The 24,567-nt window shown below is 60.1% G+C and carries 21 protein-coding genes; 9 read left to right on the top strand and 12 right to left on the bottom strand.

The annotated features are described in order from the left end of the window. Positions 1–3 precede the first annotated feature (3 nt). The 3 genes from ACA062_RS15165 to fdnG are packed head-to-tail and all read right to left on the bottom strand — an operon-like array spanning position 4 to position 4,655. Positions 4–657, bottom strand: coding sequence for a formate dehydrogenase subunit gamma (locus ACA062_RS15165; RefSeq protein WP_497457120.1), 654 nt, complete (start codon positions 655–657; stop codon positions 4–6). Further along, the gene (gene fdxH / locus ACA062_RS15160) at positions 654–1,589 is read right to left on the bottom strand and encodes a formate dehydrogenase subunit beta (protein WP_497457119.1); all 936 of its coding nucleotides are present in this window, start codon (positions 1,587–1,589) and stop codon (positions 654–656) included. The genes ACA062_RS15165 and fdxH overlap by 4 nt, the downstream gene beginning before the upstream one ends. Next, positions 1,590–4,655, bottom strand: a complete 3,066-nt coding sequence (fdnG, locus tag ACA062_RS15155; RefSeq protein WP_497457118.1) for a formate dehydrogenase-N subunit alpha — start codon at positions 4,653–4,655, stop codon at positions 1,590–1,592. Positions 4,656–5,043: 388 nt separating this feature from the next. Between fdnG and ACA062_RS15150 the strand changes: the two genes are divergently transcribed. After that, the gene (locus ACA062_RS15150; protein WP_497457117.1) at positions 5,044–6,198 is read left to right on the top strand and encodes a MalY/PatB family protein; all 1,155 of its coding nucleotides are present in this window, start codon (positions 5,044–5,046) and stop codon (positions 6,196–6,198) included. Between the two features lie 231 nt (positions 6,199–6,429). Beyond that, positions 6,430–7,287 carry an SDR family oxidoreductase gene (locus ACA062_RS15145; protein WP_497457116.1) on the top strand — a complete coding sequence of 286 codons (858 nt, stop codon included), beginning with the start codon at positions 6,430–6,432 and terminating at the stop codon, positions 7,285–7,287. A 134-nt stretch (positions 7,288–7,421) separates the two neighbouring features. Here ACA062_RS15145 and ACA062_RS15140 read toward each other — a convergent pair whose 3' ends face one another. Genes ACA062_RS15140 through ACA062_RS15130 form a run of 3 tightly spaced genes read right to left on the bottom strand, consistent with a single transcriptional unit; the run spans position 7,422 to position 8,900 of the window. After that, entirely contained in the window at positions 7,422–7,862 is a 441-nt protein-coding gene (locus ACA062_RS15140; RefSeq protein WP_497457115.1) for a DUF421 domain-containing protein, read from the bottom strand. Positions 7,863–7,869: 7 nt separating this feature from the next. Then, positions 7,870–8,388: a hypothetical protein gene (locus ACA062_RS15135; RefSeq protein WP_497457114.1), complete on the bottom strand. Its 519-nt coding sequence runs from the start codon at positions 8,386–8,388 to the stop codon at positions 7,870–7,872. Next, positions 8,385–8,900, bottom strand: coding sequence for a CinA family protein (locus ACA062_RS15130; RefSeq protein ID WP_497457113.1), 516 nt, complete (start codon positions 8,898–8,900; stop codon positions 8,385–8,387). The genes ACA062_RS15135 and ACA062_RS15130 overlap by 4 nt, the downstream gene beginning before the upstream one ends. 170 nt (positions 8,901–9,070) lie before the next feature. Between ACA062_RS15130 and ACA062_RS15125 the strand changes: the two genes are divergently transcribed. From ACA062_RS15125 to ACA062_RS15115, 3 genes are all read left to right on the top strand, one after another. Further along, positions 9,071–9,682, top strand: coding sequence for a Yip1 family protein (locus ACA062_RS15125; RefSeq protein WP_497457112.1), 612 nt, complete (start codon positions 9,071–9,073; stop codon positions 9,680–9,682). Positions 9,683–9,728: 46 nt separating this feature from the next. Next, positions 9,729–11,072 (top strand): cation:proton antiporter, encoded by a 1,344-nt coding sequence (locus ACA062_RS15120; protein WP_497457111.1) that lies wholly within the window; start codon positions 9,729–9,731, stop codon positions 11,070–11,072. A 186-nt stretch (positions 11,073–11,258) separates the two neighbouring features. Continuing rightward, positions 11,259–11,555 (top strand): hypothetical protein, encoded by a 297-nt coding sequence (locus tag ACA062_RS15115; RefSeq protein WP_497457110.1) that lies wholly within the window; start codon positions 11,259–11,261, stop codon positions 11,553–11,555. Between the two features lie 235 nt (positions 11,556–11,790). On the opposite strand, the gene ACA062_RS15110 is transcribed toward ACA062_RS15115, so the two are convergent. After that, positions 11,791–13,014 (bottom strand): zinc-dependent alcohol dehydrogenase, encoded by a 1,224-nt coding sequence (locus ACA062_RS15110; protein ID WP_497457109.1) that lies wholly within the window; start codon positions 13,012–13,014, stop codon positions 11,791–11,793. A 341-nt stretch (positions 13,015–13,355) separates the two neighbouring features. On the opposite strand from ACA062_RS15110, the gene ACA062_RS15105 reads away from it, so the two are divergent. After that, positions 13,356–13,832: a PA2171 family ribosome-binding persister protein gene (locus tag ACA062_RS15105; protein ID WP_064677672.1), complete on the top strand. Its 477-nt coding sequence runs from the start codon at positions 13,356–13,358 to the stop codon at positions 13,830–13,832. Between the two features lie 164 nt (positions 13,833–13,996). On the opposite strand, the gene ACA062_RS15100 is transcribed toward ACA062_RS15105, so the two are convergent. Beyond that, on the bottom strand, positions 13,997–14,533 hold the full coding sequence (locus ACA062_RS15100) for a hypothetical protein (protein WP_150767772.1): 537 nt from the start codon (positions 14,531–14,533) through the stop codon (positions 13,997–13,999). An 84-nt stretch (positions 14,534–14,617) separates the two neighbouring features. Here ACA062_RS15100 and ACA062_RS15095 point away from each other — a divergent pair, with 84 nt between their 5' ends. Beyond that, positions 14,618–14,857, top strand: coding sequence for a hypothetical protein (locus tag ACA062_RS15095; protein ID WP_497457108.1), 240 nt, complete (start codon positions 14,618–14,620; stop codon positions 14,855–14,857). Between the two features lie 156 nt (positions 14,858–15,013). On the opposite strand, the gene ACA062_RS15090 is transcribed toward ACA062_RS15095, so the two are convergent. The 3 genes from ACA062_RS15090 to ACA062_RS15080 are packed head-to-tail and all read right to left on the bottom strand — an operon-like array spanning position 15,014 to position 21,000. Then, a complete protein-coding gene (locus ACA062_RS15090; protein ID WP_497457107.1) occupies positions 15,014–16,936 on the bottom strand; it encodes a hybrid sensor histidine kinase/response regulator in 1,923 nt (640 codons plus the stop codon). Between the two features lie 60 nt (positions 16,937–16,996). Continuing rightward, a complete protein-coding gene (locus ACA062_RS15085) occupies positions 16,997–19,336 on the bottom strand; it encodes an ATP-dependent DNA helicase (RefSeq protein ID WP_497457106.1) in 2,340 nt (779 codons plus the stop codon). Further along, the gene (locus tag ACA062_RS15080) at positions 19,333–21,000 is read right to left on the bottom strand and encodes a VRR-NUC domain-containing protein (protein WP_497457105.1); all 1,668 of its coding nucleotides are present in this window, start codon (positions 20,998–21,000) and stop codon (positions 19,333–19,335) included. Before ACA062_RS15080 ends, ACA062_RS15085 begins: the two co-directional genes overlap by 4 nt. A gap of 209 nt (positions 21,001–21,209) precedes the next feature. On the opposite strand from ACA062_RS15080, the gene ACA062_RS15075 reads away from it, so the two are divergent. Further along, positions 21,210–21,434, top strand: a complete 225-nt coding sequence (locus ACA062_RS15075; RefSeq protein ID WP_497457104.1) for a YgdI/YgdR family lipoprotein — start codon at positions 21,210–21,212, stop codon at positions 21,432–21,434. Between the two features lie 142 nt (positions 21,435–21,576). Here the strand turns inward: ACA062_RS15075 and ACA062_RS15070 are convergent, their stop codons facing one another. Beyond that, positions 21,577–22,500, bottom strand: a complete 924-nt coding sequence (locus ACA062_RS15070) for a LysR family transcriptional regulator (RefSeq protein WP_497457103.1) — start codon at positions 22,498–22,500, stop codon at positions 21,577–21,579. A 502-nt stretch (positions 22,501–23,002) separates the two neighbouring features. Here ACA062_RS15070 and ACA062_RS15065 point away from each other — a divergent pair. Continuing rightward, positions 23,003–24,379, top strand: a complete 1,377-nt coding sequence (locus tag ACA062_RS15065) for an MFS family transporter (protein ID WP_497457102.1) — start codon at positions 23,003–23,005, stop codon at positions 24,377–24,379. Positions 24,380–24,567: the final 188 nt, after the last annotated feature.

The raw sequence follows: 24,567 nt of genomic DNA, 5'->3' as shown, positions 1-24,567 counted from the left end.
GGGTTATCCTTTTTTGCTGGCCGGTCGCTCGGGGTGCTCGTCCCGGGTCACTTCCCGGTACCAGAGTTCGTGATGCTTTTTCGCCCAGGCGCGGCTGACCCAACCATGCAACATGGCGCTGACCGAACCCTTGATCCAGATGCCGGCGTAAATGTGCACGATGATGCTCAGCACCAGAATCAAACCGGCCAACGCGTGCAGCAGCATCGCCCAGCGAATCGCCGTGATGCCAAAGTAAACGCTGAAGTACGCGCGCCAGATCACCAGCCCGCTGAACAGCAGCACCAGCATGCACAGCAGCAAGGTCCAGAACAGCAGCTTCTGCCCCGGGTTGTACTTGCCGATCGCCGGCACGCCCTCCTCCTCGTTGCGGATCACCCGCCCGACGCGCCGCAGCCACAGCCGGTCATTGGTGATAAAAAAGTTCGCCCGAAAAAATTGCAGCACCAGGCCCAGAAACAGGACGAACATCACCACGCCCATGAACGGATGCAGAATGCGCGTCCAGGGGCCGCCGCCGAACAAGTGGCTGAGCCAGAACAGCGCCGGATGAAACAACGCCAGCCCCGACAGCGCCGCCATGAAGAAGAAGATCGCCACCAGCCAGTGGTTGGTGCGCTGGTTCGAGGTGTAGCGCAGGATCTGTCTGCGGATCATGGTCTGTCCTCCCCGCGCGGATCAAAGGTATGCACCGACGGATCGACCTCATGCACCGCAGGATCGACCGTAGTCGGGAGTTCTTCCTCCTCGACCAGCTGCGGTCCGACGCGCACGTAGTGGAAGAACCCGGCCAGCACCGCCAGGCCCATGGCCAATAACCCCAGGGGTTTGCTCACACCCTTCCACAGGTCCACCAGGGGGCTGATCGTCGGATGATCCGGCAAGCCGGCGTAGAGCACCGGCGTGTCCGCGTGATGCAACACATACATGACGTGAGTGCCGCCGACACCGGCAGGGTCGTACAGACCGGCGTTTTCAAAGCCGCGGCTTTTGAGGTCGACGATGCGTTCGGCGGCATGTTCTTTCATGTCGTCCTTGGTGCCGAACACAATCGCCCCGGTGGGGCAGGTTTTCACGCAGGCCGGCTCCAGGCCCACCGCCACCCGGTCCGAGCACAGGGTGCATTTGTAGGCCTTGTGATCCTTCTGCGAGATGCGCGGAATATTGAACGGACAACCGGTGATGCAGTAACCGCAGCCGATGCAATGGTCCTGGTCGAAATCGACGATGCCGTTGGCGTGCTTGATGATCGCCCCCGGACTCGGGCACGCCGCCAGGCAACCCGGTTCGGCACAGTGCATGCAGCCGTCCTTGCGGATCAGCCACTCCAGGTTGCCGGCATCGGTTTCATGCTCGGTAAAGCGCATCAAGGTCCAGGTGTCTGCGCTGAGGTCCTGGGGGTTGTCGTAGGTGCCGAGGTTATGGCCGACGTCGTCGCGCAGCTCGTTCCATTCCGAGCAGGCAACCTGGCAGGCCTTGCAGCCGATGCACTTGGTGGTGTCGATCAGCTTGGCCACTTCGTCCTGAGTGCGCACCGAGGGCGAAACCGTGGTGGTGGCCGAACGGGCGATGATGTCTTGGCTGGCCATTTAGACTTTCTCCACGTTGACCAGGAATGACTTGGATTCCGGGGTCTGGGAATTGCCATCGCCGAGGAACGGCACCAGGGTGTTGGTCAGGTAACCGTGGCGCGTCAGGCCGGTGAAGCCCCAGTGCAACGGAATCCCGATGTGGTGCACCACTTGGCCGTTGACCTGCAACGGCCGGATGCGCTTGGTCACCACCGCCACCGCTTCGATGAAGCCGCGCTTGGAGCTGACTCGCACCTTGTCACCGGCAACGATGCCTTTCTCCTTGGCCAGCACCTCGCCGATCTCCACGAACTGCTCGGGCTGGGAGATGGCGTTGAGCTTGCAATGCTTGCTCCAGAAGTGGAAATGCTCGGTCAGCCGGTAGCTGGTGGCCGCGTATGGATAGTCCTTGGCCACGCCGAGGGTGTCCCACACCGAATCGAAGATCCGCGCCGCCGGGTTGCTCGTCGCGTTCTTGTTGTTCGGGTGCAGCGGGTTGATGCCGATCGGCGTTTCGAACGGTTCGTAGTGCTCGGGGAATGGCCCTTCGGCCATATTGTCCCGGGTGAAAAACCGCCCTACACCTTCGGGCGCCATGATGAACGGATTCATCCCGGCTTCCGGTGGCGAATCGGCCTTGTAGTCCGGGATGTCGGTGCCGGCCCAGGTTTTGCCGTTCCACCACACCAGGCGCTTGTTCTCGGCCCAGGGCTTGCCTTGCGGGTCGCACGAGGCGCGGTTGTAGAGAATCCGCCGGTTCGCCGGCCAGGCCCAGGCCCACCCTTGGTGTTGGTGCATGGCGTACGGGTCGCTGTTGTCGCGCCGGGCCATCTGGTTGCCCGCCTCGGTCCAGCTACCGCAGAAAATCCAGCAACCGGACGCGGTGCTGCCGTCATCCTTGAGCTGACCGAACCCGGCCAGTTGCGCGCCACTCTTGATCGTCGCGCCCGTGGCATCGGTAAATTCGGCGGTGGCGCTGCCGTTGATTTCCTTGGCCAGTTCTTCCGGCGACGGTTCTTCAGGCACCTTGTAGGGCCATGACAATTTCATCATCGGCTCGGCATAGGCGCCGCCATTGGCCTGATAACGCTGGCGCAGGCGCAGGAACAATTCGCTCATGATGCGGATGTCGGTCCGCGCCAATCCCGGGCCGTCGGCGCCTTTCCAGTGCCATTGCAGCCAGCGACTGCTGTTGACCAGCGAGCCGTCCTCTTCGGCAAAGCAGGTGGTGGGCAAGCGAATCACTTCGGTCTGGATCTCGGCGCTCTTCACATCGTTATAGGGCCCGACGTTTTTCCAGAACTCCGAGGTCTCGGTGGCCAGCGGGTCCATGATCACCAGCCACTTCAGTTTGGCCAGTGCCGCCGTCACCCGGTTTTTGTCCGGCAGCGCGGCGATCGGGTTGAAACCCTGGCACATGTAGCCGTTGACCTTGCCCTGCCCCATCAGGTCGAACATTTTCAGGATGTCGTAGCTGGGGATGTCGATCTTCGGCAGGTAGTCGTAGCCCCAATGGTTGTCTGCCGTGGCATTGGCGCCGTACCAGGATTTCATCAGGCTGACATGAAACTTGCCGTAGTTCTGCCAGTAGGACATCTGCCCTGGACGCAATGGCTTCAACGCCCGTTTGAAGATATAGGTGTCATAATCCTGCTCGCTGTCGCTGGGCAGGGTCAGGTACCCGGGCAAGGTATTCGACAGTAATCCGAGGTCGGTCAGGCCCTGGATGTTGGAGTGCCCGCGCAAGGCGTTGACCCCGCCGCCGGGCATGCCGACGTTGCCCAGCAGCAATTGCACCATTGCCGCGCTGCGGATGATCTGCGAGCCGATCGAGTGCTGGGTCCAGCCCAGTGCGTAGAGAATCGTCATGGTCTTGCCCGGTTGCGAGCAGGTGGCGATTTCTTCCCAGATCTTCTGGATCGACTCGGTCGGCATGCCGCAGATCTGGCTCACCAGTTCCAGGTTGTAACGGTTGTAATGCTGCTTGAGCAACTGATAGACGCAGCGCGAGTCTTGCAAGGTCGGGTCGACCTTGGCAAAGCCGTCTTCAGCGTATTGATAATTCCAGGTGGTCTTGTCGGTGTAGCGACGTTTCACCGCGTCATAGCCACTGAAGATCCCGTCCTCGAAACTGAAGCCGGGGTCGACGAGAAACGACAAATCGGTGTAGTTGCGCACGTACTCGTGCTGAATCTTGTCCTCGGTCAGCAGGTAATTGATCAGCCCGCCCATGAAGGCGATGTCGGTACCGGTGCGAATCGGCGCGTAATAGTCGGCCACCGAAGCGGTCCGGGTAAATCGCGGGTCGATCACGATCAGCCTGGCGGCGTTGTGCGCCTTGGCTTCGGTCACCCATTTGAAGCCGCACGGGTGCGCTTCTGCTGCGTTGCCGCCCATCACCAGAATCAGGTTCGCGTTGGCGATATCGGTCCAGGTATTGGTCATGGCACCACGGCCAAACGTCGGGGCAAGACTTGCCACCGTCGGGCCGTGTCAGACACGCGCCTGGTTGTCGAACCCCAGCATGCCGAGACTGCGAATGACCTTGTGGGTGATGTAGCCCGCTTCGTTGGACGCCGCCGAGGCCGCCAGGAAACCAGTGGTCAGCCAGCGGTTCACCGTCTTGCCTTCTTCGTTCTTCTCGATGAAGTTGGCATCGCGGTCGGCCTTCATCAGGTCGGCCACGCGATCCAGCGCTTCATCCCAAGAGATCCGCGTCCACTCGCCGCTCCCGGGCTTGCGCACCTGCGGGTATTGCAGGCGACCGGGGCTGTGAATGAAATCCAGCAGACCAGCGCCTTTGGGGCACAGGGTGCCGCGATTGACCGGGTGGTCGGCATCGCCTTCGATGTGGATGATGTTTTGCGCAACGTTCTTGGCGGCATCGCCCTGGCTGTACATGATCAACCCGCAGCCGACCGAGCAATACGGACAGGTGTTGCGGGTTTCATGGGTGTGGGCAAGCTTGAAGTGGCGCACCTGCTCGGCAAAGGCAGTCGCGGGGGCCATGCCCAGCGCGCCGAGGCTCGAGCCTGCAAGGCCGATACCGGCGACCTTGAAGAACTGACGACGGTTGAGGTCCATCGTGCACTCCTGATCAGGTGGAGACCCGGTACTTTTGCCGGGTTTTCTGGACGATCACGGTGCCGGCAGCGTAGCTACCGACACTGGAAACTGTAGACAATGTTGTCGCCAGTTGTGTGAAAACCGACCGTCGGGCATTTGTCGGTCATGAATCGACAGGCACGAGACCTGTGGGAGCGGGCTTGCCCGCGATAGCGGCGGGTCAGTCGCCATCCATGTCGAATGGGCGGCCGTCATCGCGGGCAAGTCGAATCGTCGCACCGCCGCTCCCACAGGGATTTTTGGTGTCCTGGACAATCCCGCTCGCCCGCTCGCGAGCAGGCTCGCTCCCACAAGGGCTTGGCGCTTATCATGTCTGCCGAATTAATCCGGCCCTTATGAGATGAGCATGACTTTCGATTTTGATCAGGTGTTCGACCGCCACGACACCGGCAGTACCAAATGGAGCCGTTACCCGGCCGACGTATTGCCGATGTGGGTCGCCGACATGGACTTCGCCGCGCCGCCGGTGATCATCCAGGCCCTGCAAAAACGTCTGGAACACCCATTGCTCGGCTACAGCGTGCCTCAGGACGACTTGCGCAATGCCATCGTTGCCGACCTGTGGAAGAAGTACGCCTGGCGCGTCGAGCCCCAGGAGCTGATCTTCCTGCCGGGGGTGGAGTCGGGCGTCAACATGGCCTTGCATGCACTGGTGCAGCCACAACAGACTGTCGTGGTCCAGACTCCCAACTACCCACCGCTGCGTCACGCACCGGCGCATTGGGGGCTGAACAAGGTCGAACTGGGTTTCGATGCCTTGCCTGACGGTACCTATGCCACGCCGCTGCAGACTTTGCGCCAGTCCCTGGAAGGCGGCGGCGCATTGCTGCTGAGCAACCCGCATAATCCGCTGGGCAAGGTCTTCCCGCGGGAAGAACTGCAAGCGGTGGCGCACATCTGCCTGGAGCAGGACGCCTGGATCATCTCCGACGAGATCCACGCCGAACTGTGCTTCGACGGACGGGTGCATGTGCCGATCGCCACCCTGAGCCCGGACATCGCCAGGCGCACCATCACGCTGATGTCGGCGAGCAAGGCCTATAACATTGCCGGGCTGAAAACCTCGTTCATGATCATTCAGGACAAAGCCGTGCGCGAGCGGGTCAACCACGCGCGTTGCGGCCTGGTCGACAGCGTCAACCCGTTGGGCCTGGAAGCCACCCGCATCGCCTACAGCGAAGCCGGACCCTGGCTGGCCGGGCTCATGACTTATCTGCAAGGCAACCGCGATTACCTGGTCGACGCCGTTCACACCCGATTGCCGGGCGTGATCATGAATGTGCCGCAGGGCACGTACCTGGCGTGGCTCGATTGTTCGGCGCTGGGGCTGGACAACCCGCAGCAATTTTTCCTCGAACAGGCCAAGGTCGGGCTCAGCGCCGGCCTGGATTTCGGCGATGACGGCCAACAGTTCGTGCGCCTGAATTTTGGCTGCCCGCGGGCGTTGCTGGAAGAAGGCATTGCGCGGATGGAGCGCAGTTTACGCAATCGAAATGCCTGACACGCCCCTGAAGGCAACGCAAATCCCCTGTGGGAGCGGGCTTGCCCGCGATGGCGGCCTTATAGTCAACAATTATGTTGAATGTGACGGCATCATCGCGGGCAAGCCCGCTCCCACAAGGTAATCTGTTGGGATTGAGAGATTCGACAGCCTCTGAAATCCAACCGAACTCAAGGCAAAACACCAGGGTCAACCCTTTGACTCTTCTGCCTCGAGAACGGAGATTTCCCAATGAATGACTATCCAAAACCACCCTTCCCGAAACAAAGCCAGCCCGTCCCCGGTTCCCAGAAGAAAATGGACCCCTACCCGGACTGCGGCGAGCAGAGCTACAAAGGTTCGGGCCGACTGGAGGGCAAGATCGCCCTGATCACCGGCGCCGACAGCGGCATCGGTCGCGCCGTCGCCATTGCCTTCGCCCGTGAAGGCGCGGATGTCGTCGTGGCCTACCTCAACGAACATGAAGATGCGCAGGAAACCGCACGCTGGATCGAGCAGGCCGGCCGTCAATGCCTGCTGCTGTCCGGCGACCTGGCGCAAAAAGCGCACTGCCAGGCCCTGGTGGACAAGACGGTCGAACGCTTCGGCCGGATCGATGTGCTGGTCAATAACGCCGCGTTCCAGATGACCCACGAACACTTCGAAGACATCCCCGACGAAGAATGGGTGATGACCTTCGATGTCAACATCACTGCGATTTTCCGCATCTGCCAGGCCGCACTGAAGCATATGCAACCCGGCAGTTCGATCATCAACACCAGTTCGGTCAATTCGGACATGCCCAAACCGACTCTCCTGCCTTACGCCACGACCAAGGGCGCAATCGCCAACTTCACCGCCGGCCTCGCGCAGATGCTGGGCGAGAGGAACATCCGGGTGAACTGCGTGGCACCGGGGCCGATCTGGACGCCGTTGATCGTCTCGACCATGCCCGATGAAGAAGTGCAGAACTTTGGTGGGCAGACCCCGCTCGGGCGGCCGGGCCAGCCGGTGGAGGTGGCGCCGATCTATGTGCTGTTGGCGTCGGATGAAGCCAGTTACATCACCGGGCAGCGGTATGGGATTACCGGCGGTAAACCGATGCTCTGAACACCGTACTTGGGTCAATGCCACGCCTGGCCCCTGTAGGAGCCAGGCTTGCCGGCGAAGAACGATAACGCGGTACAACAGGTACACCGCAGCGCCCGATTCGCGGGCAAGTCGGATCGCCGCACCGCTCGCTCCTACACGGCAATCACCGAGATCTTGCCGTTGCGCTCCAGGATCGCGAATTTGATCTGATCCAGGGTTTCGATTCCCTGGCTGGAACGTGCGGCCTCCATGACGTCGGCCTCGATCAATCGCGCGTGGCGCAGGCGCTTGTGCAGCAGCTTGCCGTTCTCGACGATGATCGTCGGCCCGCCATCGATCAGCTGCGATATCCAGTGCGAGCGCTGTTTGAGCAGCGACAGGCCGACGTCGATGGCAATCAGCGTGACGATGACCAGCATCGAATTGGTCAGGGAAAAGTCGTCACCCAGCAACGCCTGCTGCGTTGCCTCTCCAATGATCATCAACAGCACGAAATCGAATGTCGTCAACTCGGCCAGGGAGCGCCGGCCGGCAATCTTGAACAGCACCATCAGTGCCAGATACATCGCGGCCGCGCGCAATACCGAGTCCATAGGTCACCTAAGGGAAAATGAATTGATCGAAGTTCACCGCGGTGGCGCCGGGCGAAGCGATACGGCTGTGAAACAGCCCCAGCCCCTCCCCGCGCAAGGTCAGATGCAGGTTGGCCTGGCCTTGAGCGTCGGTCTGTACCCACAGCTTCATACCTTGCCCGGCACTGACGGCACGGATGGGCTCCGGCTGCAGGCTTTCGATACTGAAGCCGTCCAGCAGCGCTCCGGTCAGTTCCAGCTCGACCATGGCATCGGGCGAACCGAATACGCTGAGCTGCATCGGGTTGGTCGATCCGTTACGGTGAAACATCTCGTATTGCACCCTGAGCTTGCCATCGCTGCCCTGCACGTCCCGGGTGCTCAGTGGCCCGCGTGAAAACAGCCCGAGCAGGGCCAGCACCACCAACAACACCAGGACGTACCAGCCCCAACGCTCGAATCGCCAGACCTTGACCTGATGCGCCATGTCTTCACGCACCGGATAGTCGCGGCTGCGGTAATCGGTATGGCCGGATTCATCGTTCATCGAGCGCTCTCCTGGCCTTGCTCACCGGCCAATACCCGCTGATGAAAATGCGGCAGCCGTTTCAACGCATGCTCGGCGGCCAATAACTGGACCTCGGTACGTGTCCCGCAAAACCGCAGTTGTTGGCTGAAAACACGGCGTCCCTGCGCGGTCTGGAAGGCCCAGGCGAAACAGATGGTGCCGGCGGGAATGCCATCGACGTCTTCCGGCCCGAGAATGCCGGTGGTCGCCACCGCGACATTGGCCGTGCTGTCGCGCAGTGCACCCGAGGCCATTTCCCGGGCAACCTCACAACTGGTCAGGTTGAAGGTTTCGATGGTCTCGGGGCTGACGTTGAGCAATCGTTGCTTGGCTTCGGGGGAATAGACCACGTACCCGCTTTCGATCAGATCCCCGCTGTGCGGCACTTCAGCCAGCAGTGTGATGATCTTGCCGGCCGTACAGGACTCTGCGGTGGTCAGCAGCAAGTCGTTTTGACGCAGATACTCGACCACCGATTGGCTGACGTTCATGGCAAATCATCCAGGCAGGGAACTGCTCGGTTGACCTTGGCCACCTGCAAACATTCCCTCTATCGGCGCCTGCCCCAGGCCTGCGGAGAAAAAATGAACCCCTGGCAAAATTTGCCCCTCAATACGTTTAGGGGCCCCTGTCACGGGCCGCTCCAGCTCAGGAGGTCGTCATGTCCGCACCTATCGTCAAGCTGTTTACCCAACCGAACTTCGCGTGGACGGATATCCGCAAGGAAGAGGAAGCGCATCCGCGTCATTACCTCGCCCATTTGTTGCTGCTGGCCTTGATCCCCGCCGTGTGCCTGTTTATCGGGACCACCTACGTCGGCTGGAGCCTGGCCGAAAATGAAATCGTCAAGCTCAGCGCCGGCAGTGCCTTGCAGTTGTGCGGATTGCTCTACGTGACCATCATCGCTGGCGTGGCGCTGATGGGACTGTTCATCCGCTGGATGTCGCGCACGTTCGACGCGCGGCCTACCGTCAATCAATGCATCGGTTTTGCAGCCTATACCGTGACCCCGTTTTTCCTCGCCGGCATTGCCGGCCTATACCCGAGCCGCTGGCTGGCGATCACCGTGCTGGGCGCCGCCTCACTCTATTCGACCTTCCTGCTGTTTGTCGGCCTGCCGACCTTCATGCACGAGCGTAAGGAACAAGGCCTGTTGAATGCGGCTTGCGTCTGGGGTGTCGGCTTGTTGGTACTGGTCACCATCCTGGTGGAAATGATCGTGATCTGGTTCAACGTGTTATCGCCTGAATACCTGCGCGCGACTGTCGGTTGATGACCTCGGCCCTTGGGGCCCGCGCCGCCCGCAGTGAATCCCGATCATGAGTTTCATTGTCTGGGTGGCGGTATTGGGAGCTGTGCTGCTGACGCTGGCACTGACGTCGTCGTACCTGCGCTGGATGCCGGTGACCACCTCCGCCGTGTGCCTGGTGCTAGGGGTGGCCATCGGGCCGTCGGGACTCGGGCTGTTGAAACTGGATACGACTGACGCGTCCATCTGGATGGAGCACCTGACTGAAGTCGCGGTGCTGTTTTCGCTGTTCGTCTGCGGCCTGAAATTGCGCTCGCCGCTCAGGGACAAAAACTGGCGGATTGCATTCGGGCTGGCCGGTCCGGTGATGCTGTTGACCATTGCCGGCGTCAGTCTGTTGCTGCACTACGGGTTCCAGCTGACCTGGGGGCCATCGGTGCTGATCGGCTCGATTCTGGCGCCGACCGACCCGGTCCTCGCCTCGCTGGTGCAAGTCAACGATGCCCGGGATGACGACAGCGTGCGCTTCGGACTGTCGGGTGAGGCCGGGCTCAATGACGGCATCGCCTTTCCCTTCGTTATTCTTGGCCTGCTGCTGGTGCAACTCGACGGCAACCCCGGCTGGCTGGGTGATTGGCTGTTGCGCAGCGTGCTGTGGGCAGTGCCGGCCGGCCTGCTCACCGGCTATTGGATGGGACGCGGTATTGGCCGCGTGACCTTGTTGCTGCGGATCAAAAACGACGACAGCACGCTTTCGCCGAATGATTACCTGGCCCTCGCGTTGATCGCCCTGTCGTATGTAGTGGCCGAGTCGATTCACGGCTACGGCTTTCTGTCGGTGTTCGCCGCGGGCCTGGGTCTGCGTCAGGCAGAGGTCAAATCCACGGGCACCGATGAGCTTCCCGCCGAGCATCTGGTACAGCCGGTGGTCGGGCACCAGAACAGCGAGCCGCAGGACGCCGTGCATGGCGATACCGCAAGCCTTGAAGACACGCAGGTGGCAGCGGGCATCATGATGGGCGACATGCTCGCCTTCGGCGGGCTGGTGGAGCGGGCCATGGAAGTCTTCCTGGTGACGCTGCTCGGCGTGGTGCTGATCGCTCACTGGGACTGGCGCGCGTTGGCGGTTGCCGGCGTGTTGTTCTGCCTGATTCGACCGTTGAGCGTGGTCGCCATGCCTTGGGGTGGTTTGCTGGACAGTCGCCAGCGCCTGTTGATCGGCTGGTTCGGCATACGCGGCATCGGCAGCCTGTTTTATCTGTTTTATGCATTGAACCACGGGCTGGCGCCGTCTGTAGCAACGCTGTGCATCGATCTGACCCTGTCCGTGGTCGCGCTGAGCATCCTGCTCCACGGGATCAGTACCCAACCGATCCTGGCTCGATATGAACGGCGTAAAAAACAGGATAGTTGATTTTATCTCTGGGTTTTTACTGTCGGAATCATCGAATTTTCGCCTTCATAAATTTGAAATCCTTGGGCGATCCGGCGGGTCATACGCTTAATCCCGCCCGGCTTTTATATGGCGCGATGGTTCAGGTTCGGCTCCCCTGCGGCGCCAAGCCTATTAAAAAGGACCTCGAAAAATAAGGTGCTGGTCATGATTCACTATTCAACCTGCGAAGAAATCAAAGCCTGCCGGGCATTCGCCCTGGAACGCAACCGTCAGATGTTTGCCGAGGCCCAGGCGCTCAGCCGCAGCGCCTTCGAGCTGCTCGATGGCAGCGAAATGGATGGGGAACTGTTTGATCGCTATCTGGACATACGCAGGAAGGCCAACCTGAAGTTCAAGGAAGCGATCGAACACTTGCGCGTACTCAACGCCGATTTCCCTCCGGTGTCGATGTCTACGCAAAACGCGCAACGTTTGCACCAGAAAGCTGAATCCAGGGTGTAACAGCAGGTGCATGCGGCAGCGATCCAAAGGACGCCATCGCAGGCAAGCCAGCTCCCACAGGTGTTGCGCCGGGCACACAATTCGTGCATGGCACGATTCCTGTGGGAGCGGGCTTGCCCGCGATGAGGGCTGCACAGTCGACATCTATAGCGACTGACACCGTGGCGCATTGACGCCTCGGCTTGGGCGAGTCCATCCAATTACACAGGTGATCAGTACCTGGAGCTGACGGGGTCTATAACGCCGGGATAGGCGCAGTCTCCACAGTTTCGGTCAGAGGCACATCACTGGAACCCGGCGTGAGAATCACCTTGCGGCACTCCTCCTGTTTCTTGTCGAAAATCCTGTACCCCTCGGCCACCTGCTCCAGGGACATGCGGTGAGTGATGATCGCCTCCGGTTGCAGGCGTCCAGTTTCGATGTGCCCGAGCAGTTCCGGCAAATAGCGCTGCACATGGGTCTGGCCCATTTTGAACGTCAGGCCCTTGTCGAACGCATCGCCGAACAGGAAACCGTGGATAAACCCGGAATAGACGCCCGGCACACTCACCACCCCACCACGGCGCACGGCGGCGATGCACTGACGTAACGCCTTGCCGCTGCTGCCTTCGAGTTTCAGCGTGGCGAGCAGCGTTTCCGTGGTACTGCCCTTGGCTTCGAAGCCTACGGCATCGATCACCGCGTCCACCCCACGGCTACCCGCCGTCTGGCGAATGATGGTGTCAGCCGGATCATCATCGTCATCAAAGTTGATCGGAATCACGCCATAGGTGCGCTGGGCATAAGCCAGCCGATAGTCGTGATGGTCGACCATGAAGATTTGCTCGGCACCGAACATCTTCGCGCACGCCGCACTCAATAGCCCCACCGGCCCGGCGCCATAGATCGCAATGCTGGAACCCGGCCCGATCCCGGTGTTGAGTACCGCTTGCCACGCCGTGGGCAGGATGTCCGACAGGAACAGCACTTTCTCGTCCGCGAGCAGCCCGGGAATCTTGAAAGGCCCGGTGTTGGCCTTGGGCACTCTGACCAGTTCGGCCTGCCCACCCGGGATGCCGCCATACAGCCGACTGAAGCCGAACAAGGCAGCGGGTGGTGGAATCGCCTTTTTATTGATGATGGCGCCACGACCGGTATTGGTGGTTTCACAACTGGCGAACAGGTCACGCTGGCAAAAAAAACACTCGCCACACGCGATCACGAACGGGATCACCACCCGATCACCGCGCTGCACGGCCGTCACTGCCGAGCCGGTTTCTTCGACGATGCCCATGAACTCATGACCAAAAATGTCGCCGTGCTCCACGGTTGGAATCTTGCCTCGATACAAATGCAAATCCGATCCGCAAATGGCGGTAGCCGTCACCCGCAAAATGATGTCGTCGGCTGCTTCGATAGCAGGATCGGGCACCGTTTCGATTTTGACGTCATGGGCTCCGTGGTAAGTCATTGCACGCATGGCTGCATCCTCACTGGTCAATAAAGACATCGATTGTCTGTATTAAGGGAACGAGGCAGAACCGCGAGTTCAGTTGCATGCGGGGCGAATCTGATCAGCGGTCAAGGCTGAAAATCGAGGTATTGCACAGGGTAAACGGCGACGCCGCGAACTGCATGAGTCAATGTCCAGACTCATGCAGCCTGCACGACTCCGGTTTGCCATCAAGGATCTCAAGCTATTGATTCATATGGATGTTGTTCCAGCGAAAGAACCGGCACGACAAATGCTCCTGAACGAGGAGCGACCTTCGGCCTTGAGACCGTTCGCGCTCATTCCCTGACTAGTTGAGAGACTCGACCATGAACGCCATAGACCTGTTGAAAGCTGACCATGAACGCGTAAAAGGCATCCTGACTCAATTAAGCGAATCCACCGAGCGGGGTATCAAAAAACGCGGCGAACTGCTGGCCAAGCTGGAAATGGAAATCACCATTCATACCCGTCTTGAAGAAGAAGTCTTGTACCCGGCGTACAAGAAAGCCGGGGGCAAGGAGCAGGACGTGATGTATTACGAAGCCAAGGAAGAACATCGCACGGTCGATTCGCTGGTGCTGCCCGATTTGAAAGTCACCGACCCCTCCACTCCGGAATTCGCCGGTCGGGTGAAAGTGGTCAAGGAACTGCTGGAGCACCATATCGAAGAGGAAGAGACGGAAATGTTTCCTCAGGCGAAAAAGCTGTTGGGTAAAGCCACCCTCGAAGAACTGGGGGCGCAGATGGAAACCTTGAAGGCTCAGTACAAGAAAGAAATGAGTGCAGGCAACATGGCTGCTTGATGCGGGTCTAGCGCGACACTGCGGCACACCGACCTTTGTGGCGTGGGAGCTTGCTCCCGTTGGGCTGCGTAGCGGCCCCAAAAATATGGCAACAATGCCGATTTTTTGTGAGTGCTACGCACTCAGGCGGGAGCAAGCTCCCTCGCCACAGGTTTGCCACTGACTCACCCACCGGGATTGGTCACCTGGATATAAACCGCATAGCTGCCCAGCAACACCCAGAACGTGGCGAAAATCCACGGCGTACGCACCGAAAACAACAGGGACTTGCGATAGCCCTTATGGGACGATTCCATCTCACTGAACAACGGCGATTCATCGTAGGCGAGGCCCATCAAGGGCTCGCTGCGCAACAACTCACTCTGCTTGAAATGCCAATGATCAATAATGTCGTAGGCCGCTCGAATACCCGGCCAGGCGTTGAGCGAACTGAGCAGCCCCAACAACGCCAGGAATGGCGGCACCACCAGGGTGAAGAGCTTGCCCCATTCCGGATTGAGGTTGGACATGCAGGAGGCAAAGGCGATCAGCAAAAACGATTGCGCGGCCAGGTAGGCGTCGGTGCGATTGGCCAGAATGCTGGTTTCGTACTGGATTTCCCGGCGATAGAAATCCAGGCGCTCCTTGGGCGAACCAAACATTTTGGCATTGTGTTCGGTGAGGGTTTCTTCGGCCGGGGCCTCGGTCAGTATTCTTGGCACAGGAATCACCCGAGGGCTACAAAGACCTTTAGAAGAAACCGCTGCCGACAAGTTCAGCCGGATTGACAACACAAGGGGTCAGCAATGGACTATCTCGATTGGGTGCAATGGCCAGCCATGGTGGTCACGGTGCTGGCCGCGTGGCTGATCGGTTCGCAAAACCCCGAACGCCGGGTCTCGGGCTTCATCTGTTTTATCGTGAGCAATGTGTTGTGGGTGATATGGGGTTACCACACCCAGGCCTATGCCCTGATCGTGTTGCAGTTTTGCCTGTGCGCCATGAACCTGCGCGGCTTCAGGAAGAATGCGCACTCCGCGACCTGATGTTCGGTACACCGGTGATCCATGTAGGAGCTGGCTTGCCAGCGAAAACGGCCTCAAGCCATGCATCGCCCATGCAGACGCCTTCGCCAGCAAGCCGGCTCCTACAAAGGGGTTTGGCGTTTTCCACAATCCAGCGGTATGCAGGTCGTGCGGTGATCATTTCATGGTCGAGGCGATGATCTCCACCAGATTGAGCTGGGTATAGGGTTTGGACAGGCGCGGGAGTTGCATCGCAAAACCTTCCAGTCGTTCGGCGTAGCCGGTCGCGAGGATGATCGGCAGGTCTGGTTTCAGGGTTCGGATGGCCTGCGCCAGTTGCGCGCCATTCATCTGCGGCATGGCCATGTCGGTAATGACCAGGTCGATGGCGGGCTCGGCATCGAGCGCTTTCAGCGCCAGCGCCCCGGACACCGCGCTGACCACCCGGTGCCCAAGGTCTTCGAGCAACAGGCAGGTACTGGTCAACACCAGGCTGTCGTCGTCCACCACCAGCACACACAGGCGAGGCACCGGCGGTGCGGTTTCTTCGTCGGTAGCGGGCATGGCAACCGAACCGGTCGTGGCAACGGGTATCCACAGTTCTGCCGTCGTGCCCGCGTCTTTCTGGCTCTTGAGTATGAAGCGCCCGCCCAGTTGTTCGATAAAACCATGCACCATCGACAACCCCAGGCCCGTGCCTTTACCCACCCCCTTGGTGGTGAAGAACGGGTCCATCGCCGAGGCCAGCGTGGTCTCATCCATGCCTTCCCCCGTGTCACTGATACTCAGGCAGACATAGCGGCCCTTCATCGGGGTGAACTGGAGTTGGTCGTGAACCTCTTCCGTTCTGGCGCTGATCACCATCTTCCCGCCATGGGGCATTGCATCCCGGGCGTTGGTCGCCAGGTTCAGCACTGCCAGTTCAAGCTGATTGACGTCGGCCAGGACCGGTTCAGGTTCGGGGGAAAAGCGGGTTTCAAGGACCACGGAAGGTCCGAGGGAGCTGCGCAACAAGCCGGAGATACCTTGTACCAGCGCTGGTATCTCGACGGGTTCGGCCTTGAGTTCCTGGCGCCTGGCAAACGCCAGCATGCGTTGGGTCAGCGATACGCCACGCAAAGCGCCCTGGGTGGCGTTATCCACCAGCCGGGTAATGCGCGGGTCGTCACCCACGCGCTTGCGCACAATTTCCAGGTTACCGAGGATCACCGTCAACAGGTTGTTGAAATCGTGGGCAATGCCTCCGGTGAGCTGGCCGATGGCTTGCATCTTCTGCGCCTGGAACAGCGCCTCGCGGGTTTGCTCGAGGACCTGCTGGGCCTGGGTGACTTCGGTGATATCACGGGTAATCTTGGCGAAGCCGAGTAGCGTGCCGGTCTCACCCCAAATCGGATCGACCACGACATGCGCCAAAAACCGCGTACCGTCCTTGCGCACGCGCCAGCCTTTGTTTTCGAATCGCCCCTCACGGGTGGCAACGGACAGGGTCCGTTGCGGTTCGCCAGCCTCGCGGTCCTCCGGGGTATAAAACATCGAAAAATGTTGCCCGATCACTTCTTCGGGCAAGTAGCCCTTGATGCGCTGGGCCCCGAGATTCCAGTTGGTCACGCGGCCGTCCGGGGCGAGCATATAGATCGCGTAGTCCGTGACGCTTTGCACCAGCAGGCGGAATTGCTGCTCGCTTTGCTTGAGGGTCTCTTCGGCCATCTTGCGGTCGGTCAGGTCCCGGGTGATCTTGGCAAACCCCAGCAACTTGCCCGACGGGTCGATAATCGGATCGATGACCACGTGCGACCAGAAGTGCGTACCGTCCTTGCGCACCCGCCAGCCCTCGCCTTCGAAACGCCCTTCGTTGATTGCCGTGTTCAGCGCGCGCTGGGGCATACCCGCGCGTCGATCCTCTTCGGTGTAGAAACGCGAGAAGTGCTGGCCGAGAATCTCGGCCTCCTCATACCCCTTGAAACGCCTGGCGCCGGCGTTCCAGCTGGTGATGATGCCATCGGGATCAATCATGTAGATCGCATAGTCAATCACAGCATCGATCAACAGGCGAAAACGACTGTCATCGATGGCGGTGGCTTTGCTTCGATCTTCGCTCATTGATCACTCACGTCGTGGATGTTTCTGTGGATTATGGGACAAACGGAAAATTTGGAAAGCTCAAAACAACGCGGGCTGTGCGCAACCCTGGGCGGTGTCCTGGATGACTGCTTGCTCGGGGGGTTGCCGCGCGACATAAGTCGCGGGCGCAATCGTCCACCAGCGCGGCAGCAGTTGCTTGACCTTGCTGTCGCCAAACCGGTCATCGATCAGCATGACGACCCCTTGATCCTGCTGGGTGCGAATCACCCGGCCCGCCGCCTGGACCACTTTCTGCACCCCGGGGAACAAGTAGGTGTAGTCATACCCGGCACCGAAAATCGCCGCCATGCGATGTTTCACCTGCTCGTTGACCGGGTTGAGTTGCGCCAGCCCGAGGGTGGCAATGAACGCACCGATCAGGCGCGCCCCGGGCAAGTCGATGCCTTCGCCAAACGCCCCGCCCAGCACCGCGAAACCGATGCCCTGGCTGTCGGCGGTGAACTGATCGAGAAAACCCTGGCGCTGCCCTTCCGCCATGCCTCGAGACTGCGCCCACAGGTTGATATGGGGATGTCTTTGCGCCAGCAACTGCGCCACTTGCTGCAAATAATCGAAGCTGCTGAAAAACGCCAGGTAGTTGCCGGGACGCTGGCTGAACTGCCTGGCGATCAGCTCGACGATCGGCGCCAGGGACGACTGGCGATGAACGAACCGGGTGGAGATCTGGCTGACGATGTGCACTTGCAGCTGATCGGCGTGAAAGGGTGATTCGACATCGATCCATACCGTGTTCGCCGGCGTGCCCAACAGATCGGCGTAGTAATGGCGCGGGCTCAGGGTCGCGGAAAACAACACGGTGCTGCGCGCAGCCGTCAGGCGCGGGCGGATGAAGCCAGCGGGCACCACGTTGCGCAGGCACAGCTGTGAAAGGTTTTTCTTGCGCTCGAGGTCGCGCTTGCTGATGTCGAACAGGAACTGTTCATCGAACAGTTCGGCGACCCGGCAAAACTGCAGCATGTCGAAGTAAAAACCCTGCAAGGCGCTGTCCAGGCCTTGCGGATGATCGTTCAGGTAATCGCCGATACTCGCACTGCAGGACGACAGGGCCTGGAGCAATTTTTCCGGCGCCTTGTCGTACGCCTGATAGGCGCCGAGCTGCAGGTCATGCAGGGCATTCCATTGCCGGTTGACCCGCTGCAAGGCTGTCTTCAGCGCTGGCGGGGCGGTTTTGCGCACAGCGTTGAGGGTCGATTGATCGAGGCTGGCACTGTACATTTGCCGCCCCCGCTCCACCAGGTTATGCGCTTCGTCCACCAGCACCGCGACTTTCCAGTTGTTGGCCTGGGCCAGCCCGAACAGCAGCGCGCTGAAATCGAAATAATAGTTGTAGTCGGCAACCACCACGTCTGCCCAGCGGGCCATTTCCTGGCTCAGGTAATACGGGCAAATGTCATGTTCAAGTGCTACCTCGCGCAAGGCGCTCTGGTTCAGCAGGGTCAGCTCGCTGGCGGCCTGGCGCGCCGCGGGCAAGCGGTCATAGAAACCCTGGGCCAACGGGCAGGATTCGCCGTGACAGGCTTTGTCCGGATGCTCGCAGGCCTTGTCCCGGGCGATCATTTCCAGAACCCGCAGGGGTGGCGCTTCGGCACTGTCGAGGATGACTTGCGCGGCATCCAGCGCCAGTTTGCGGCCCGGGGTTTTCGCGGTCAGGAAGAACACCTTGTCCAGTTGCTGCGGCGCCAGGGCCTTGAGCATTGGAAACAAGGTGCCGACGGTCTTGCCGATCCCCGTAGGTGCCTGGGCCATCAGGCAGCGACCGGTACTGACCGCCTTGAAGACCGATTCAGCCAGATGACGCTGCCCCGGACGAAAGTCGGCATGGGGAAACGCCAGTTGTTGCGCCGCACGATTGCGTCCTTCGCGGTGCGCCATTTCCTGCTCGGCCCACTGCAGGAACAGGCGGCAGTGGTGCTCGAAAAACAGTCCCAGCTCTGGCGCGCTGAAGGCCTCGACCAGGCAGGTTTCCTTTTCGCTGACGATGTCGAAGTACACCAGCGCCAGGTTGATCTGCGCCAGTTCCAGTTTCTGGCACATCAGCCAGCCGTAGATCTTCGCCTGCGCCCAGTGCAGCTGGCGGTGGTTGGCGGGCTGTTTGCTCAAGTCACCGCGATAGGTTTTGACTTCTTCCAGGCAATTTTGCACCGGGTCGTAGCCGTCCGCCCTGCCCTTGATCTTCAACGTTTGATACCGGCCTTCGAGCGCGACTTCACTCTGGTAACCCTCGCTGCGCCGGGACGCCACGGTGCGATGCCCGACGATGCCTTCCAGTGCGGTCGGCGACGGGGTGAAGCGCAAGTCAAGGTCGCCGACCTTGGCGGTGAACTCGCACAACGCGCGCACCGCGATGCTGTAGCTCACGCGCTCTGCTCCGCCCATTGCACGTAGCACACGGCAATCGGCATCTGGTGCTCATGGCAGAACTCCAGCCAGCGCAACTGGTTGTCCTGCAGGCGATCGCCGGGGCCTTTGACTTCGATCATGCGGTAGGTCTTGTCGTGCGGCCAGAACTGGATCAGGTCCGGCATGCCGGCGCGATTGGCTTTGATGTCCAGCAGCAGGCGATGGAACCAGTGCTTGAGGTGATCGGCCGGCAGGCAATCGAGGGCCTGATCGAGCAACTCCTCGCTCAATACGCCCCAGAACACGAACGGTGATTGCACGCCCCACTTGGCGGCATAACGGTCACGGATGGTCTGGCGGTAACGTCCGTCGTCGAGTTCGGCCAGGCAGGCCTGGAACAGGTCTGCCCGACGCACATGGAAGTCTTCATTGAGCAGGTCCACCGGCCCCCGCTGGAACGGGTGAAAAAACGCTCCCGGCAAGGGCGCGAAGATCGCTGGCCAGCACAGCAGCCCGAACAGCGAGTTGATCAGGCTGTTCTCCACGTAATGCACCGGTGCCGATGCGTGTGCCAGGTGAGCCTGGACATGATATTCCACCGACAGCGCCGGATCGGTCCTGGGCAGTTGCAGGTCCAGGCGCAGCATTTCCCGCGGGGACGAACGCTTGATGGGCGGCCCGCCGAGCTTGCGCCGCAGTCGGGGCAACACCCGCAGCAAGTGTTGCTGTTCGGCGGCGCTTTGCGCGGATTGCTCGGCATGGCTGGCCAGGTCCAGCGCCAACTGATACTCGCCGCAGCGCTCCAGCACGCGAATCAGGCGCAACCGCGCGCCGGGCCAGGCGCACTCGCGGTAGATGCCCAGGGCCGTGGCGAAATCGGCGGTGCGTTCGCAATATTGACCCATCTGAAATAGCAGTTTGTCGCGACGACGTTGCAGCCAGGGATTGTCCAGCGCCAGCCCGTTGACCTGCTCGACAATGCCGGCCAGCGCTTCGCCCGCTTCGAAACGCTGCTGACAGTCATGCAGGAAAACGCAGGCATCCACATCCTCGCGGCTGCGCAAGCCCCGGGAGTCGGCGCAGAACTCGACTTTTTCATAAGTAAAAATTCCCAGGTCGGCCAGCACGAACTCCGACCAGTCCTGGTAGAGATTGCCAAAGAACATCAGGCGCAGGCGATCACACAGACCCATGATGGTCAGGCTGAACAGTCGATCATCCAATGCCTCGCACCAGTGGCTGAAGCATCGGGCTTCGGCAAACTGCTCGCTCAATGCCGGCAGCCAATCGGTCTTCTTGCCCTTGGGCTGATCGATGGCCGCGCCAAGGCACTGGAGGATTTCCGCCTTGAGCAGCACCTCGAACAGTTCCGCGACCGACAGCGGCGCCTGCTCGTCGATCCAGCCCAGCGCCAGCAACGGGCCGGCAGCGCTCGCGGTGTCGCCGATCTCGGCGTACTGCAGCTTGCTCGCCCGGAAGTGTATGCCCCTGCGCATCACCATCCGCACCAGCAGCGCCCTGGAGGGCCGGGGCAGCTGATAGAAATCGCCGATGAACCGCTGCTCCTCGACACTCAACACATCGGCATAGCGATGCTCAAGCCAATCAAGCACTTGCATGAAGTTGTTCAAGTAGTAGAACGGGTCGTCGAGGGGATTTGCAGTCACAGGAAAAAGGGCCATGGCGAGCGAGTACTGGTTATGCGTACAGATACCAGCTACAGCCGGTGCGGTGCAAATGGAAAAGGATCAGCGGCGGGCAATCGGCGTGTTTTTTTGCCGCCTGTCGAACTTTCTGCCGATCCATCGCACCAACTGCCTTAGAGGTACAGTTGCGATAACGCTCGAACGAGACCGTGGGCTGTTTTCTTTTAAAAGGATGAGAGGTGGGTATGAATATCAAGACTCTGGGTTTGCCCTTGGCCGTGGCGGCCTTTCTGGCCCTGGCCGGTTGCTCGACGCCGACGGTGGTGACCCTGCAGAACGGCACCCAGTATTTGACCAAGGACATGCCGGACACCGAGACCAAGTACGGTTTTTACGAGTTTGAAGATATTTCCGGGGCGAAGGTGAAGGTCAGGGCTGCTGAAGTGGCCACGGTGCGCAAGGAAGACTGAGACCGCGTTATCGTTCATCGCGGGCTTGCCCCGGGCGGCGTTCCGAAGATGAGGCCCTTACGGGCACCGCATCACCCTCGGGCGACAACAATCCCTCCACCGCCCAAACTCTGCAGCCCTATCAGCGTAATTGGCAGCATGTTCAAAGCAGGTGCCCCGCCCAGATGTTGCGATTGACCAGATCGGCGGCAATCTCGATGAACGCATCGCCGACAAATTTTGCCGCCGGACTGACTCGCCTGTCAGCGGGAAAGACCTGGACCAGCTTGCGCATCGGAACGGGGTCGACCAGGGGCGCGGCACTGAGCACGCCCGCTTCGATCTGCCGGTAAATCGATGCCAGAGGCAACGCGGTGAAACCAAAGCCATTGCCGACCAGGTCGATCATGGCGCCGAAGGAGTCGGCTTCAACGCTGGTGTTGAGCTTGATCCCGACTTCACGCGCACAATTATCCAGAATCACCCGCAAGCTGTGCCTGGCGCTCGGCAACACTAATGCTTGCTCGGCCAAAGACTCGAACGTCACCGGCGTATCCAGCCGCAGGCTGGCGCTGGCGGGACCTACCAGTAGCAGGTTTTCCATCATCACCGGCACGATCCGCAGCGTATGCAACGGTTGCGGATCGTAGGATATCGCCAGCTCCAGTTCGCCACGCTGCACCCAATCGAGCAGGTAGCCGCTGAAGGCAGAGGAAAACCTGATGGCGAGATCCGGGTGCGCCTCCTTGATCTTGCGCACCAGGGGCACGGTGACGATTTCGGCTACCGTCGGTGTCGTACCGATGACCACCGTTCCGCGAAAAGAAGCCTTTCCCCCTACCACCGAGCTTCGAATGGACTCCATTTCTTCCATGATCCGGGTGGCATGCGCCAACACTTCGCGGCCGGCATCGGTAATTTCCATGCCGCGCCCATGTCGGTCAAACAGGTAGGTGCCGAGTTCTTTTTCCAGCAATCGAATCTGGCGGCTAAGTGCCGGTTGCGCGATGTGCAGCCGGTCGGAGGCCTTGCTGAGACTGCCCAGTTCGGCCACGTGAATCAGGGTTTTGAGTTGAACGACATCCATTACCTGGCCAGTCAAAGTCGGGTTCGGCGCGAAATGTGTCGAACGTGGCGTCAGTGTAAACGCAATGGCGTTGTCTGGTATGCCAAGGGACCCGCATCGCCGGGGCCTTTGCGACTTTCGAGCCGGCTGTAACCCCCGCCCACTGGGGTTGCAAGGCCAGCTATAAAATTTCGGTATATCAGTTAGGCCTGGCTGACGGCTTATTAACCTCCTCACTCTGCGGTAGCGTGCATTCAACGTCGACGCCAGAGCGCTCGACTTACTACAAGAATAAGATTCGAGGGCTTGCGCCATGATCTACACCGTTACTCTTTGCCTGAGCTATCTGGCTCATCCGGTCAGCGAGCAGCTGATCGCTCGTTTGCATCCCCCCTCTTCAGCCTTGATCGTCAATGGGTCAATGCCGCGACGCTAAGCGTATCTACCCCATCGAGCCAGCAACGTCGCAGACGCCCCAGGGTGCTCCTCGTATCGTCTCGCCTTGAAGAAAAGGGTGAACATCATGTCCGCATCAACTACTAACTCAACCGACCACGCTTCCACGACCGGTGCGTTGACCAGTAAGAATCGCGTCAGGGCCATCATGGGCGCCTGCTCAGGCAATCTGGTGGAGTGGTACGACTTTTTCATCTACGCCTACACCGCCATCTATTTTGCGGCTTCGTTTTTCCCCAAGGGGGATACAACCACCCAGTTGCTCGCCACCGCCGGCGTCTTCGCTGTCGGCTTTTTCATGCGCCCTCTCGGCGGCTGGATTTTCGGCTGGATTGCCGATACTCGCGGCCGCAAGGTCTCGATGATCATCTCGGTGTTCATGATGTGCGCCGGCTCGTTGCTGATCGCCGTCATGCCGACCTATGAAACGATCGGGGTCGCAGCGCCAGTGATGCTGGTGGTCGCCAGGTTGATTCAAGGGCTGTCCGTGGGTGCGGAATATGGCACCGGCGCTACCTACATCAGTGAAATCGCCACACCGGGTCGGCGCTGCTTCTATGGCTCCTTCCAGTACTTCACCATCATCGCCGGACAACTGCTGGCCTTGATGACCGTGGTCATTCTCCAGCAAACCCTCACGGGTGAGGAGTTGCGCGAATGGGGCTGGAGGATTCCGTTCTTCATCGGCGCCCTGAGCTCGATCGTCGTGGTGTATCTGCGGCGCGCCATGCATGAAACCGCGACCAAGAAAGACATGAACCGCAAAGATGCCGGCTCGTTGCGCGGCATGTTCAAGCACAAGCGCGCTGTTGCCCTGGTGGTGGCGTTCACCATCGGCGGGTCACTGTACTTCTATACCTTCACCACCTATATGCAGAAGTTCCTGGTGATCTCCGCCGGCTTCAGCCCGGAGACGGTGAGCTTCATCATGACCGCCGCCCTGGTCGGCTTCATGTTCTGCCAGCCCCTGTTTGGCTTGCTCGCCGACCGCATCGGGATCAAGGCGCACATGCTGATGTTTTCCGGGTTGGCCATGCTGCTGGTGATCCCCCTGCTCTATTCGCTGCAGTCGGTCAGTAGTCCGTTCATGGCGTTCTTGCTGGTGTTCGGCGGCCTGGCCATTGCGTCGCTCTACACCCCGATTGCCGGGATCGTCAAAGCCGAACTGTTCCCGCCTGCGGTGCGCGCACTGGGCGTGGGCTTTCCATATGCCGTAGGCAATGCGGCGTTCGGCGGGACAGCGGAATACGTGGCCTTGTCGCTTAGATCCCAGGGGATCGAGGAGTATTTCTTCTTCTATGTCGCGGCAATCGTGACCATTACGTTCATCGCCTCGATGCTGATGCCGAACCTGTCGCGTTATGGATACATCAGCGGTTCCGGGGAGATCGAAGAGCGGACCGGGTTGAAGGGATGTGCAAGGCCGGACGCTGTCAGGGCCTGACGATGCCCGATGGTGTAACTTGAAAGGGCCCCTGTCATCCATGGGCCCTTTCTTGCGTCACTGAGTAACAGCGCCAAAGCGAACTGAAAATTCCTACCCGTTAAATTCTTTGGGATTACGTGGTTTTGGGAAACGCCCTACTTACTTCCGATGACCATGGTTCTAGGGTACGGCCTGCTGATTTTCCA

This window comes from Pseudomonas sp. LBUM1679, assembly GCF_059695565.1.
The sequence above is the reverse complement of the archived record's forward strand: the minus strand, read 5'-3'. Positions and strand labels throughout refer to the sequence as shown.

Coding starts and splice junctions, on each gene's coding strand:
- ACA062_RS15165 (WP_497457120.1), bottom strand. CDS start 657: ATGATCCGCAGACAGATCCTGCGCTACACCTCGAACCAGCGCACCAAC.
- fdxH (WP_497457119.1), bottom strand. CDS start 1,589: ATGGCCAGCCAAGACATCATCGCCCGTTCGGCCACCACCACGGTTTCG.
- ACA062_RS15150 (WP_497457117.1), top strand. CDS start 5,044: ATGACTTTCGATTTTGATCAGGTGTTCGACCGCCACGACACCGGCAGT.
- ACA062_RS15145 (WP_497457116.1), top strand. CDS start 6,430: ATGAATGACTATCCAAAACCACCCTTCCCGAAACAAAGCCAGCCCGTC.
- ACA062_RS15140 (WP_497457115.1), bottom strand. CDS start 7,862: ATGGACTCGGTATTGCGCGCGGCCGCGATGTATCTGGCACTGATGGTG.
- ACA062_RS15135 (WP_497457114.1), bottom strand. CDS start 8,388: ATGAACGATGAATCCGGCCATACCGATTACCGCAGCCGCGACTATCCG.
- ACA062_RS15130 (WP_497457113.1), bottom strand. CDS start 8,900: ATGAACGTCAGCCAATCGGTGGTCGAGTATCTGCGTCAAAACGACTTG.
- ACA062_RS15125 (WP_497457112.1), top strand. CDS start 9,071: ATGTCCGCACCTATCGTCAAGCTGTTTACCCAACCGAACTTCGCGTGG.
- ACA062_RS15120 (WP_497457111.1), top strand. CDS start 9,729: ATGAGTTTCATTGTCTGGGTGGCGGTATTGGGAGCTGTGCTGCTGACG.
- ACA062_RS15115 (WP_497457110.1), top strand. CDS start 11,259: ATGATTCACTATTCAACCTGCGAAGAAATCAAAGCCTGCCGGGCATTC.
- ACA062_RS15110 (WP_497457109.1), bottom strand. CDS start 13,014: ATGCGTGCAATGACTTACCACGGAGCCCATGACGTCAAAATCGAAACG.
- ACA062_RS15105 (WP_064677672.1), top strand. CDS start 13,356: ATGAACGCCATAGACCTGTTGAAAGCTGACCATGAACGCGTAAAAGGC.
- ACA062_RS15095 (WP_497457108.1), top strand. CDS start 14,618: ATGGACTATCTCGATTGGGTGCAATGGCCAGCCATGGTGGTCACGGTG.
- ACA062_RS15090 (WP_497457107.1), bottom strand. CDS start 16,936: ATGAGCGAAGATCGAAGCAAAGCCACCGCCATCGATGACAGTCGTTTT.
- ACA062_RS15080 (WP_497457105.1), bottom strand. CDS start 21,000: ATGGCCCTTTTTCCTGTGACTGCAAATCCCCTCGACGACCCGTTCTAC.
- ACA062_RS15075 (WP_497457104.1), top strand. CDS start 21,210: ATGAATATCAAGACTCTGGGTTTGCCCTTGGCCGTGGCGGCCTTTCTG.
- ACA062_RS15070 (WP_497457103.1), bottom strand. CDS start 22,500: ATGGATGTCGTTCAACTCAAAACCCTGATTCACGTGGCCGAACTGGGC.
- ACA062_RS15065 (WP_497457102.1), top strand. CDS start 23,003: ATGTCCGCATCAACTACTAACTCAACCGACCACGCTTCCACGACCGGT.